The sequence below is a fragment of the Pseudomonas sp. NUPR-002 genome (assembly GCF_056322725.1).
This window is the reverse complement of sequence record NZ_CM150476.1, coordinates 6,110,024-6,122,895: the sequence shown is the minus strand read 5'-3', so window position 1 is coordinate 6,122,895 and position 12,872 is coordinate 6,110,024. Positions and strand designations below refer to the sequence as shown.

Annotated in this window: 10 protein-coding genes and 1 pseudogene; 5 read left to right on the top strand and 6 right to left on the bottom strand. The window is 54.6% G+C overall.

Features of this window, described 5'->3' with window-relative positions; all coding sequences use genetic code 11:
* Positions 1–4 precede the first annotated feature (4 nt).
* The 3 genes from ACVWSC_RS28205 to ACVWSC_RS28195 are packed head-to-tail and all read right to left on the bottom strand — an operon-like array spanning position 5 to position 5,194.
* Positions 5–2,389 carry a hypothetical protein gene (locus ACVWSC_RS28205; protein ID WP_476461718.1) on the bottom strand — a complete coding sequence of 795 codons (2,385 nt, stop codon included), beginning with the start codon at positions 2,387–2,389 and terminating at the stop codon, positions 5–7.
* An 8-nt stretch (positions 2,390–2,397) separates the two neighbouring features.
* Positions 2,398–4,005 carry a site-specific integrase gene (locus tag ACVWSC_RS28200; RefSeq protein ID WP_442110803.1) on the bottom strand — a complete coding sequence of 536 codons (1,608 nt, stop codon included), beginning with the start codon at positions 4,003–4,005 and terminating at the stop codon, positions 2,398–2,400.
* Positions 3,971–5,194 carry a tyrosine-type recombinase/integrase gene (locus ACVWSC_RS28195; protein ID WP_442110801.1) on the bottom strand — a complete coding sequence of 408 codons (1,224 nt, stop codon included), beginning with the start codon at positions 5,192–5,194 and terminating at the stop codon, positions 3,971–3,973. Before ACVWSC_RS28195 ends, ACVWSC_RS28200 begins: the two co-directional genes overlap by 35 nt.
* Positions 5,195–5,240: 46 nt before the next feature.
* Between ACVWSC_RS28195 and ACVWSC_RS28190 the strand changes: the two are divergent.
* A pseudogene (locus tag ACVWSC_RS28190) lies at positions 5,241–5,405 on the top strand (JAB domain-containing protein); the annotation flags it as partial.
* A gap of 74 nt (positions 5,406–5,479) precedes the next feature.
* Here the strand turns inward: ACVWSC_RS28190 and ACVWSC_RS28185 are convergent.
* Entirely contained in the window at positions 5,480–7,069 is a 1,590-nt protein-coding gene (locus ACVWSC_RS28185; RefSeq protein ID WP_442110799.1) for an ABC transporter substrate-binding protein, read from the bottom strand.
* Positions 7,070–7,431: 362 nt separating this feature from the next.
* Here ACVWSC_RS28185 and rpmB point away from each other — a divergent pair, with 362 nt between their 5' ends.
* Together rpmB and rpmG are read left to right on the top strand one after the other, a co-directional pair.
* Positions 7,432–7,668, top strand: a complete 237-nt coding sequence (gene rpmB, locus ACVWSC_RS28180) for a 50S ribosomal protein L28 (protein ID WP_010225868.1) — start codon at positions 7,432–7,434, stop codon at positions 7,666–7,668.
* Positions 7,669–7,679: 11 nt separating this feature from the next.
* Positions 7,680–7,835, top strand: a complete 156-nt coding sequence (gene rpmG, locus ACVWSC_RS28175) for a 50S ribosomal protein L33 (protein ID WP_010225867.1) — start codon at positions 7,680–7,682, stop codon at positions 7,833–7,835.
* 155 nt (positions 7,836–7,990) lie between these two features.
* On the opposite strand, the gene ACVWSC_RS28170 is transcribed toward rpmG, so the two are convergent.
* On the bottom strand, positions 7,991–8,350 hold the full coding sequence (locus tag ACVWSC_RS28170) for a cupin domain-containing protein (RefSeq protein WP_442110796.1): 360 nt from the start codon (positions 8,348–8,350) through the stop codon (positions 7,991–7,993).
* A gap of 196 nt (positions 8,351–8,546) precedes the next feature.
* Here ACVWSC_RS28170 and ACVWSC_RS28165 point away from each other — a divergent pair, with 196 nt between their 5' ends.
* On the top strand, positions 8,547–10,040 hold the full coding sequence (locus ACVWSC_RS28165) for an aldehyde dehydrogenase (RefSeq protein WP_442110794.1): 1,494 nt from the start codon (positions 8,547–8,549) through the stop codon (positions 10,038–10,040).
* A 93-nt stretch (positions 10,041–10,133) separates the two neighbouring features.
* Positions 10,134–11,273 carry an MFS transporter gene (locus tag ACVWSC_RS28160; protein ID WP_133213817.1) on the top strand — a complete coding sequence of 380 codons (1,140 nt, stop codon included), beginning with the start codon at positions 10,134–10,136 and terminating at the stop codon, positions 11,271–11,273.
* Here ACVWSC_RS28160 and ACVWSC_RS28155 read toward each other — a convergent pair.
* Positions 11,270–12,826: a phospholipase D family protein gene (locus ACVWSC_RS28155; RefSeq protein ID WP_442110791.1), complete on the bottom strand. Its 1,557-nt coding sequence runs from the start codon at positions 12,824–12,826 to the stop codon at positions 11,270–11,272. The two genes, ACVWSC_RS28160 and ACVWSC_RS28155, sit on opposite strands and share 4 nt — an antisense overlap.
* Between the last annotated feature and the right edge of the window lie 46 nt (positions 12,827–12,872).

The following is a 12,872-nucleotide window of genomic DNA, read 5'->3' as shown; positions in this document are numbered from 1 at the left end:
GTGGTCAGGCCTTCTCTGCGATTAAGTAAACTGCTAGCGCTGCCTTGCAGCTGGTTATCATGTCGCAAATAAAAAGTATGTGTTGGTCAAGCGCTTGGCTGGTGTTTAACTCTGCCTTTATGTTTGCTGTGATTTCAGCATGATTGCCAAATATGGCTTTGAACATCTTTTCATAATTACAAAGCAGGTTTTCAATTGCGGCTTTGGCCTCTAAATCATTAGGGTTAAGATGGAAGGATTTACAGCCGGTTTCCGTTCCGAAACCCCTTACGCACATTAAACCCTTGTCACACGGGCTAATGTAAAGCTCACGGGAGCATCCACCCCACGGCGTAAAATTTAAAATTGTGAGCTGTTCAACTACCATATTTTCGATTTCGCTATCAGATATTGACTCCTCGCGCCACCGAATAATTTGTTTTCCTAAATAATCTTGAGGGGGATCATCGGTCAAGTACATCGATCTAACGTACTCTGCTCGCTCTTTAGCTGTACGGTAATCGTACTGACGGCTCTGGCGTGGAGTTCGTCCCATCCACAAATCAACAGCTGTCTCAGACGGACCGGCTCGAAGAATTGCGGTTGTGACCCAGCGGCGAATTTGGTGAGGAGAGATTGAAAATATTTGACCATCTTGACCTCTTAACTCTAGTCGTTGAAATATTGTTTTTTTCGAAGAGTTTGAGGAAAGATAGTTATAGAGGTCAGCCCTGAAAATGGGTCTAGGAATGATGCCTTGCTCCGAGAAGGAGTTGAATTGGTTCTCCCAGATTACAATAAGATTTTCACTCAACTTGTTAGGGTGGCCTCTGGGAGAGTGCTTCGCATGATAAGGAGATTCCTCACCATCGGTAGGCATTGGAAATTGCTCTTCGAAATGACGCTGCAAGTGGAATCTATATTTTTTTTCTAAGGCCCGCATGAATAATTTTACGTTTATGACCAAAGAGGGGACGCCACCGCCTTCACCTCTTTTTGAAAGCATAAGTTCCCTGATATAGCTCCATTCTTTTGTAATTGCACAGAGTTGTTCGTGTTGTGGCTGAATGCCAGGCTTAAAAAGTCCTTCGTTGACCAGCCTTTTAAGAAATTGTCGAAGGTGTTCGATGAACCACTTACTTTTGCTTATAGATGCTTTTGAACTTTTGGTGTGTATTCCTATGTCAAGCACAGATACGCTGTAGCACTTTTTTTTGTAGCTATTCAAGTAACTCGACCAGTCCCAGTTTGCTATACGTTTGTCTATCCAGACCGCAAGTCGTGCGGCTGTTACTCTGGGAAGATCAGTAGAGCAGCTATGAAAACGTCCGCCGTGCGTCATTTCTTTACTCGAAATTGGAAAGCATTCTGTTATTTCTTCTAAAAAATAGTAATGCTCAAGGGGCATGTCTAGTGACGAAATTTGATCCACAGCACCGGGGTCTAAGGGGTGTTTTTCTCTGTGGGCAGCTAATGTCTTTTCTACAAAAGAAAATCCAGTCTCTTCAATTTCGAGCGCTCGATTCCTAGCACCTTGGCAGCACTCCATTAAATATTCGTAGGCTTCTGTGAGCGGGGCGCTCCACAAGTCAGCGACCGGTACTGCGCTTGGTAATATATTTTTTTCAATCGGCACGCGGACAAAAGTTGTGCCAGTATCGCGGTCATTGATCAGGCAATTTGCCGGCAAATTTGTTATTTCGCCAACTCGCAATCCTAGCGCCATGCCGAAGCAGGTAGCCTCCAAGCGTATTCTATCGAAGCCATATGATGGTTCGAGACTTGGATCGCTTTTAACTAACCATCTCGCTTGCGCAATCCCGCGGTACAGGTCGGGTGCGAAAAGCTTTCCAGCGCGTTCAGAAAACTCGTCTGACGTGATCTCTAGTGAACTGCGAGTCGGGTTGGGTATGCCGCTCGTCCATCTGATAAACCTGTCAAGAAAGCGAAGTGTCACTCCATCAACCGTGGTATTCAGTTGGTTAAGAAAGTCTACGAACGCTTTAAGGGCATTGGCTCGGTGATAAACTGTACTTTTTGAATGGTCGATCTTAATTGAGTTTACCGTAAGATCGAAGACTTTGCGTGTTAAGTCATTCCATTGAATAGACTGTTTATCCATAACTTCAGAAAGGTGCCTGATCGCACTCATGCGCCCTATGAGTAACGCTGCTGATGGAAGCTTAATCATCTCTTTAACTATGAAGCAGCGAGCAAGCTGTCCAATGACACTTGGTAATGGTGTTTGGTAGCGATTTTGTTTTCGCCCCTGTTCGATTGAGGTGAAAAGAATATTGCTAGAGTTGTACTGCCAAATCTTGTCTTCGAATTCACCTGATACTAATCCACTTTCTTTAAGGTTAAGAAACTGTTGTTCTGCTAGTCTGTATCGTGCATTCAAGACCTCCATTGATATGCTCAATTGGCCAACTCCTTCACGGCGATAATTATGGATTTAGCCCCGTGTATGGCCGCTTCGACTTGCTGAGCCATTGCTCCCGTAGAGCTACTGCCTAACATTGCCTGAAATTTGGTAATTCCAGCTAAAGCAGCTTCGTGATCAGCATGGCGGTTGGGTCTAAATTTGGGGCAGGCGTAGCATGTCACTGTTGGGTGAAAGGGACATGGTTCAGTGGCGCTGCACCTACCTAAGCTACTGATTGTCTTTAATGTTGATTCTTCAGAAGCTGCTTCCATGAACCTTCCGCACCACATCTGGACCGCCGCATTAATTTCTGGGCTTGCCATGTGTGTGGTATTTATGAATTCCTGTAGCTCAATGTTGTAACGGAAATAATGTTTGATGGAATTTATATTTTGATGGTCTAGCGCTTCCGCGACCTCCTCCGGCGTTGCTCCAGAGAGAACCATCGATGTGGCTTTTGTTCGACGCAGTCTGTATGCCGAAATACGCATGTAAGGAGCGACACCTTGATTGCTCCTGTGTGGGTCGAATAACTTTAGAGTCCATGTAAGCGAAACCAATTCAGCGCTTAAGCGGTGATTGTCCTGGTGTAGCGTGTAGGGCATCAATTTTGGATTAGTTAAAAAACGGAGGAGACGCAATTCTGTTTTATGGGTGGCCGGGAACAAAGGTGTGGGTAAAGTCTGTGCTTGTATGCCGTACTTGACACACAGTTGCTGTATCGATATCGATGCGTCTTGAGTTTGCTCTTCCGCTAACTTGCATTGTTGCTGGACGGCTTCTGCGGTATCGTTGGCAATGTAGCGTTTTACTAGGTTGCTTGGGTGGCGTCTCAGTCTTGAGCGTCGAATCCCCTTTACGCTCGGCACCATGACAAATGGGCCACTTTCATCAATGCCAAAATCTGATACCTGCATGAGCGCTAATTGAATAGGGCGAATTCCCCAATCACGAGCAAGAAGAAAAAGAGTTCGTTGGCGTTGAGTTACGCTCTCGTTGGTCGAAATATGCATTTCGATGTGAGCAAGCTGCACTCTAGTGAATGGGCCGGAGTCTTCATCACGCATCGTAACTAGGTGCCGGTTGTCAAAGGCTGTCACTGTTATTTGTGATAACTCAAGATTGTCGTGCTCATTGAACCCTGGAAGCCCTTCTTCCAAGCACCAACGATAGAACACACGAATGGCGACCATTTCCGCCTCGCAACCAGATACTTTGAGTCTAATACATTCACGTAAGGCGAAAATAGATACTTCTTTACCAATTTGTTCTGGGGTGTCGCCTGGGAAAAGCTGTTGTAGCATAATTCGCTGCACAACAATTAGCGGTCTCAGATCGATATGGGTTTGAATACGGTCTATGAACCATCCTCTAAGAAGCCACTCAATATAGACGTTGTGGTGAAGAAGATTGCTCCACACGATGTTGGTTGGCGCGCATCCAATTTTTTCTATTATTAGTGTGTCAACCCATACGTTGCCATCGCAAATATTTATGGTTTGGCCAAATGTAGATTGAACCTGGAGCGGGAGCGGGTCTGTCTCAATACCAAAGTTGCTCTCTATTTCATACGCCAACTCTATCGGTGAAAGGGTTTTCATTTATTTCACCCTGCGATTTTAGGCTGTCTGAGCTTCTGATGATTTCCCCAAGGCGATCTGATATTGACTGTCTAGAGTACCTTTGAACACTTCCGCTGTTCGGGCTCCAACCGCCAAGATAAGCAAGTGAGTCTTTAATATTTATACTGGGGTGACCGCTTTTTTCAAATCGTTTACGGGCAACGTTTGTACCGGTGGACCTGAGTCCGTGCGGATGAATTCGTGTTGAAAAATTTTTCAGTCCGAGGTTGGCTGCGACGGTGCGGAGAATAGTGTTTATGGTTCGAGCAGATAGGCGGCGACCATCGCGAGAACTAACAAAAAGGGCAGTGCAAGGCCTTTTGGGTTTAAGAAATTTTCCGCGGTACTGCGATATGTACTCGTTAAGAACCGTTGCCAGTGACATGCTGATTGGAATTTCCCGTCCTAGAGTCTTTAGGCTCGCACCGTCTCTTCTTCGTTCCCTGTTGACATCATTTGGTTGTTTGATTCGAATAGTCGGGGATGGGCCAAGATCAACGTCGGTTAATTCAATAAGTACTGCCTCGCCGCGCCTGGAAAGTGTTTCAATCATGACCAGAAACAGGCAGTAGTTTCGAACTTTGAGTTCTGGAGTGGAGAAAGGATTTTTCGGGTTGTCAGGGTCTAGTGCGCTTTTAAGTATAAGCTGCTCATCTGAATTTAAGGCCGTTGATGGTAGCGGCGGTTCGGATTGTTGCGCAATCCTGTGCATTTTCTTCTGCAGATTTCGGAGATTTTTGGATTTATTTTTATCGGCTTGAATTTGTTCCATGAGGCTGAGCCGATTGAGCTCTACGTAATGCTCGAATGAGAAATCTATGAAAGATTTGATTGATTCAAGCCGTCGGGCGCAGGTCGATTGACTCGCATTAGAACCTTGCTTAGTGGCGCAGAGACATTGTGCAAGTGACGTCAACTCCATTGAGGAAAAGACCGCCAAGCGCTCTAGCTTTGTCTCCAGCGGCGCTCCTCGTGAAAGCGCCCACTCATAAGCGATGGCAACGTCACGTAGGTAGCTCTCAACGGTATTGAGACGAGACTTGTGAAGCAAATCCTCAGCCCAGAGGTTTGCTAGGATCACCGGAGTACTGCCAATCAGTAGGAAGGGGCGGAGACCTGAGGTCGAGGTTCGGATCACTCGAATTTCGCAGAAAGGATGGACTGGCATAGGGGGCTCCAGCTCTGCAACGTTTCTGAGCATATACCATAACTGCCACAACCATCCCTCAGGTGTTTCAGAGCCTAGCCAGGCCGACGTGTTGCTGACACTTCGGCTCAAGGAAGCCCTGGATTTGGTGGATGTCCGCTTGCTAGACCACTTCATCATTGGTGAAGGTGAGCCCTTGTCGATGGTCGAGAAAGGCTGGTTCACGGCATGAAGATCGCGGGGCAAGCCCGCTCCCACAAAGGCTGTGCAAAACCCGGTGGGAGCGGGCTTGCCCCGCGATCGGCATCAGCGCGAAACACTCACTTTGGCAAAATCCTGCCGCCCAAACGGGCTCACCTGATAGCCCTGGACCGCGTTGCGCACCAACACCGCAGCAACCGGATGCGCCAGCGGCAGCCACAGCGCCTGCTGCTGAATGTGCGTTTGGGCCTGCTGGTACAAGCGACTACGCACGCTCTGGTCGGTGGTGGTCTTGCCTGCACTGATCAGCTGATCAAGGCGCGGGTCGCAGTAGCGGGCAAAGTTGGTCCCGGACTTCACCGCCGCGCAAGCGAACTGCGGGCTGAGGAAGTTATCCGGGTCGCCGTTGTCGCCGGCCCAGCCCATGAACAGCAGGTCATGCTCACCGGCTTTGGCGCGGCGAATCAGCTCGCCCCATTCAATGACGCGGATCTCGGCCTTGATGCCAATTTTAGCCAGGTCAGCTTGCAGCAGCTGCGCCCCCAGGCTTGGGTTGGGGTTGAGCAGGCTGCCTTGTGGACGAGTCCAGACGGTGGTGCTGAAGCCGTCTTTGAGCCCAGCCTTGGCAAGCAGCGCTTTGGCTTTGTCCAGATCAGTCGGGTAGCCCGGCAGATCCTTGGCGTAGCTCCAGGTGTTGGGCGGGTAAGGGCCGTTGGCGGCAACCGCAGTGCCTTCGAATACCGCTTTGAGGTAGGAAGCCTTGTCGAACGCCAGATTGATGGCCTGGCGCACCTCAGGCTTGTCCAGCGGCGCATGCTGACTGTTGATGGCAACGAAAGCCGTCATGAATGCATCGGTTTTTTCCACTTTCAGTGCGGAATCTTCGCTGGCAGCCGCAATATCCAGCGGCTTGGGCGACAGGGCGATCTGGCACTCGTTGCGCTTGAGCTTCTGCAAGCGCACGTTGGCATCCGGGGTGATGGCAAAGATCAGTGGATCAACCGCAGGTTTGCCAGCAAAGTAGTCCGGGTTGGCCCGGTAACGTATCACCGCGTCCTTCTGGAAGCGATTGAACACGAACGGCCCGGTGCCAATCGGTTGGCTGTTGAGCTTTTCCGGGGTTCCGGCCTTGAGCAACTGGTCGGCATATTCGGCAGAGTAGATCGACGCAAAGCCCATGCTCAAGGTGGCCAGGAAGGTAGCGTCCGGATGATCGAGGGTGAAGCGCACGGTCAGTGGTTCTGGCGCCTCGATCTGCTTGATCAGGCTTGGCAGCTGCAGTGACTGGGCATGCGGATAGCCGCTCTGGGCGATTTTGTGCCAGGAGTGCGCGGGGTAGAGCATCCGTTGGAAGCTGAACAGCACATCATCAGCGTTCAGGGCGCGGCTGGGTTTGAAGTAGCCGGTGCTGTGGAACTTCACCTCAGGCCGCAACTTGAAGTCGTAGATCAGGCCGTCGGGCGAAACGGTCCAGCTTTCGGCCAGGCTCGGCACTACCTGGCCTTTCGTGGCATCGAACTCGACCAGGCGATTCATCAGCACATCGGCCGAGGCATTGGTGGTGGTCAACGAGTTGTACTGAACCACATCGAAGCCTTCAGGGCTGGCTTCGGTACACACACTCAATGCGGCTGCCTGAGCGAATGCCGGGCCGAGCAGGGTGGCGAACAACAGGGGTAGAGCGGCAGCACGCATGGTGATTCCTTGGCTGATCGATGGCCCATCTGCCAATGCAGTCTGGAAAAGTCCTACCCTAGTGCGCCACGCCAGAAATCGCCAACTCCTTTTTTGCCAATCGTGCGACGAGTGGTCGACATCCTTGAGAGCCAGTCGCTATGCTGGCCCGGCGTGTCGACCAGCATGTCAGAGCACATCTCCAGTTGTTGTGCTCTGGTCTTTCTGGTATAAAGCAGCGCTCTTTTCTAGGGGCTCGGCTTGTCGCATCTGCTGATTGAGTCGATAAGACCCTGAAGAAACACGGCGCCTAGCGCCAAAGACTAAGAGATTAAGCGGCCAACCCATGCCGGGTTGGGCATGTGGTTTTAGAGGGCTGAGGCATGTCGAGAGTCTGTCAAGTTACCGGTAAGGGTCCGGTAACCGGGAACAATATTTCCCACGCAAACAACAAAACCCGTCGTCGTTTCCTGCCGAACCTGCAGCATCATCGCTTCTGGGTCGAGTCCGAGAAGCGTTTCGTGCGTCTGCGCGTATCTGCCAAAGGCATGCGCATCATCGACAAGCGCGGCATCGATGCCGTTCTGGTTGACATTCGCCGTAACGGCGCCAAGGTCTAAGGGAGAGAATCATGCGTGAATTGATCCGTCTGGTGTCGACCGCTAATACCGGCCACTTCTACACCACCGACAAGAACAAGCGCACCACTCCGGACAAAATCGAAATCAAAAAATTCGATCCGGTTGTTCGCAAGCACGTGATCTACAAGGAAGCCAAGATCAAGTAATTGATCCGGCTGACGAAAAAAGGGCCCGTATCTCACGATACGGGCCCTTTTTTTTGCGCTGTGAATGCTGCCTGTGGGAGCGGGCTTGCCCCGCGATTGCGATGTAACTGACACACTGCAATCGCGGGGCAGGCCCGCTCCCACAAAGCCTGCTGTTACTTCTGTTCGAACATCACGTAGATCTTGCGGCACGGCTCCAGCACTTCCCAGGTGCCTTTGAAGCCCGCCGGAATCACGAAGCGATCACCGGCGCGCAAGGTTTTCGCGCCGCCGTCTGCATCGCGCAGCACCGACACGCCCTGAACGATCTCGCAGTACTCGTGTTCAGTGTAATTGACGGTCCATTGCCCGACTTCACCTTCCCAGACACCCGCATGAAACTGCGAGCAGGGGCTGGAGTAGTGGTTGTACACCGCTTGCTCAGGGTCGCCCTTGAGCACTTTTTCGGCGGCCGGGCGGTAGCGTTCAGCCTCGGTGAGCACCTGGGCGAAGTCGACGATCTGATCAATGCGCATGGCTTTTTCTCTTGTTTGTTTAATAAAATGAACATCAGTAGGCTTTTGATGCAATTATGTCAAATATATTGATAATTGGGTCGCCAGTGGTTTAGGGTGGCGGATGCCTGTGCGCGTAGTTCGCCCAGCCAGAATTTTTGACAGTGCCCGTGACCCCTCGGGCGGCACTGCACCTTAACAAGAGGAGGAGTTTCGTATGACCACCCTGACTCGTGCGGATTGGGAACAGCGTGCCCAGCAGCTGAAAATTGAAGGCCGCGCTTTCATCAACGGTGAATACACCGCCGCCGTTTCCGGCGCGACGTTCGAATGCCTCAGCCCGGTCGATGGCCGTCTGCTGGCGCAGGTTGCCAGCTGTGATCTGGCCGATGCCGAGCGTGCCGTAGAAAATGCCCGTGCCACCTTCGCTTCCGGCGTCTGGTCGCGTCTGGCGCCAACCAAGCGTAAAGCCACCATGATCCGCTTTGCCGCCCTGCTCAAGGCTAATGTCGAAGAGCTGGCGCTGCTGGAAACCCTGGACATGGGTAAGCCGATCAACGACTCGCTGAACATCGACGTGCCAGGTGCCGCCCAGGCCCTGAGCTGGAACGGTGAAGCGATCGACAAGATCTACGATGAAGTCGCTGCTACCCCTCACGACCAGCTAGGCCTGGTAACCCGTGAGCCAGTGGGTGTGGTTGCCGCTATCGTGCCGTGGAACTTCCCGCTGCTGATGGCCTGCTGGAAGCTCGGCCCGGCGCTGGCCACCGGTAACTCGGTGGTGCTCAAGCCTTCGGAAAAATCGCCACTGACCGCTATTCGCATTGCCCAGCTGGCAATCGAAGCCGGTATCCCGGCAGGCGTCCTCAACGTGCTGCCAGGCTATGGCCACACCGTTGGCAAGGCGCTGGCCCTGCACATGGACGTCGACACCCTGGTGTTCACCGGTTCGACCAAAATTGCCAAGCAACTGATGATCTACGCTGGCGAATCGAACATGAAGCGCGTCTGGCTGGAAGCCGGTGGCAAGAGCCCGAACATCGTTTTCGCCGACGCTCCGGACCTCAACGCCGCTGCCGAAGCTGCCGCCAGTGCCATCGCCTTCAACCAGGGCGAAGTCTGCACCGCCGGTTCGCGTCTGCTGGTCGAGCGTTCGATCAAAGACAAATTCCTGCCGCTGGTGGTTGAAGCCCTCAAAGCCTGGAAGCCGGGCAACCCGCTGGACCCAGCCACCACCGTTGGTGCCCTGGTCGATACCCAGCAGATGAACACCGTGCTGTCGTACATCGAAGCCGGTCACAGCGATGGCGCCAAGCTGCTGGTGGGTGGCAAGCGCATCCTTGAGGAAACCGGTGGCACCTACGTTGAGCCAACGATTTTCGACGGCGTCAGCAATGCCATGCGCATCGCCCAGGAAGAAATCTTCGGCCCAGTGCTGTCGGTGCTGACCTTCGACACCGTCGAAGAAGCCATCAACATCGCCAACGACACCCCGTACGGCCTCGCCGCCGGTGTGTGGACTGCCGATATCTCCAAGGCTCACCTGACCGCCAAGGCGCTGCGTGCCGGTAGCGTGTGGGTCAACCAGTACGACGGTGGCGACATGACCGCGCCGTTTGGTGGCTTCAAGCAATCGGGCAACGGGCGTGACAAGTCCCTGCACGCGCTGGACAAGTACACCGAGCTGAAGGCGACCTGGATCAAGCTGTAACGTTAACAGCGCGATCCATCCGCAGCCGGACCTTGCACCACGCAGGTCCGGCTGTGTTGTTTCTGCACAACAGAGCCAGCCTGGGAGGCTGCAATGCGTTGGGGAACCTATTTCGCCGTGCTGACGGCGGTGCTCAGTGTCGGCCTGGCACTGGGTGTGAGTATGCCGCTGGTGTCATTGCGGCTGGAGGGCTGGGGCTATGGCAGCTTTGCCATTGGCGTGATGGCGGCGATGCCGGCCATCGGTGTCCTGCTCGGCGCCAGCCTCTCCAGTCGGCTCGCGGCTCGCTTTGGCACGCCGGGGACCATGCAGCTGTGCCTGTGGGCGGGCGCGTTGTCCATTGGTTTGCTGGCGCTGATGCCCAGTTATCCGGTGTGGATAGTGCTGCGCCTGCTGATCGGCATGATCCTGACCATTGTATTTATCCTCGGCGAAAGCTGGATCAACCAGCTGGTGGTCGAGCAATGGCGTGGGCGTCTGGTGGCCCTGTATGGCTGCAGCTATGCCTTGAGCCAACTGGCCGGGCCGCTGTTGCTCGGTGTACTGGGCTCGGAAGATGATCTGGGCTTCTGGCTCGGTGCTGGTTTGCTGTTGCTGGGGCCATTGGTGCTATTGGGGCGGGGTGGTGCGCCGAGTGCAGAGTCGTGCAGCGTGACCCTGTTCGACCTGGTGGGCTTTTGCCGGCGCATGCCGGTGATTGCCTGGGCGATTGCCCTGTTCGCCGCTTTTGAGGCGATGATTCTGACCTTGCTGCCGGTGTATTGCTTGCAGCAAGGCTTCACCACCGAGGTTGCGCTGTTCATGGTCAGTACCGTGGTGGTGGGCGATGCGCTGCTGCAGTTGCCGCTGGGCGCGCTGGCCGACCGCATGTCGCGCCGCAGCCTGTTCAGCGGATGTGCGCTGACCTTGCTGGTGTCGAGCCTGGCGATCCCGTTGGCGTTGCACACGTGGCTGATCTGGCCGCTGTGGGTGTTGTTCGGCGCCAGCGCTGGGGGCTTGTTCACCTTGTCGCTGATTCTGATCGGCGAGCGTTACCGGGATGATGCGCTGGTACGGGCCAACGCACATGTTGCGCAACTCTGGGGTATTGGCTGTCTGCTCGGGCCGTTGATTGCCGGTGCCGGTGGCCAATGGATCAGCGGGCATGCCTTACCATTGTTGATGGCCGCTGGTGCTGCTGGCCTGGTGCTGCTTTCGCGACGCGCCAACGCCTTTGAGCCTGCGCCGGTCTAAAGCATCCGTTCCAGGCCGACGGCCTTGCTGATCCAGGCGTTGAAGCGTCGCCACAGGCCACCGGGTTCGGTGGTCAGGGTGTGCAGGTGATGATTGTCTTCCGTTACCCACACCAGCTTGCCGTCGACCAGCTGCGGCTGGTAGCTCAGCGCCGGGGCCATGCCTTGTACCGCCAGGTCGCGGGTGTATTCAGCCAGTTCAGGGCTGTCGACCAGCACCCCGACTTCGGTATTCCACAGCACCGAGCGCGGGTCGAAGTTGAACGAGCCAATGAAGGTTTTACGCCGATCGAAGATGATCGCCTTGCTGTGCAAGCTTGAATCCGAGCTGCCGTAGAAGTGCAGGGCACGCTTTGAGCCGGGGTCGCCCGGTTGTCGGCGCAACTCGTACAATTGCACGCCATGTTCGAGCAAGGCCCTGCGGTAAGGTGCATAGCCGCCATGCACTGCGGGCACGTCGGTGGCCTCAAGGGAGTTGGTCAGTAGCTTGACCGAGACACCGGCATCGGCGCGGCTGGTCAGGTACAGCAGGCCGGGCTCGCCCGGTACGAAGTAGGCCGAGATCAAGATCAGCTCATGCTCGACGCCGTTCATCTCTGGTGCCAGCTGGTGGGTCATCAGCAATTGCTGATCCGGCTCATCGCTGGCCAGCACCTTGCTGGGTGCATCCCAAAGTGCCTGGTTGTGGGCCCAGATCAGTTCATTGCGCCAGATCCCCAGGCGCGGGCGGGTTTTGTACGACATCAGCCGGTCATACAGGGCTTTGTGCTCAACCTCGGCCTCGGCCAGCGAAACTTCCAGGCGTTGGCGGCTGGCGCGCAAGTCGTCGGCGTCCGGCTTGCGCAGAATAAAGTCTTCAATCGGCTTGCTCAGCGCGCTGTTCCAGTACTGATCGAAGCTGTGTCCCAGCTGTTCGGCGACCGGGCCGACGCCCAGCAGGTCGATGTCGGTGAAGTTAAGGTTGGGCTCGGCATCGAAATATTCGTCGCCCAGATTGCGCCCGCCGACGATGGCCATGCTGTTGTCCACCAGCCACAGCTTGTTGTGCATGCGCCGGTGTTGCAGGTTGAGGTTGAACAGGCGGCCCACCGCCCGCGTTACCCCGGTGCTGCGCCCCAGGTGCAGGGGGTTGAACACGCGAATATGGATGTTCGGGTGCGCATTGAGGGTGGCCATCTTGTCTTCGATGCTATCGCTGGTGGTGTCATCGAGCAGGATGCGGATGCGCACGCCGCGGTCGGCGGCTTGTAGCAGTTCATGCACCAGGGCACGTGTGCTCAGGCCGTCGTGGACGATGTAGTACTGCAGATCGATGCTCGACTGAGCGTTGCGGATCAGCTCGGCACGGGCGCGAAATGCTTCATTGCTGTTGGGCAGCAGGCGAAACCCCGAGCGCCCGTCGTAGGCGGAAGCCTGGCGTTGTACCGAACGGCCAAAGGCTGAATCGCTGGCCGGTAGCGCCTGGGTGACCTCCCGAGGCTGGCTGATGCTGGCGCATCCACCCAGACCGAGCATCAGCGACAGCAGCACTGGCAGCGCACACGGGCTTCTCAAACGGTGGTTTCCTTCTCGACGCAGGCTTACGGATAGGGGCCGCGAA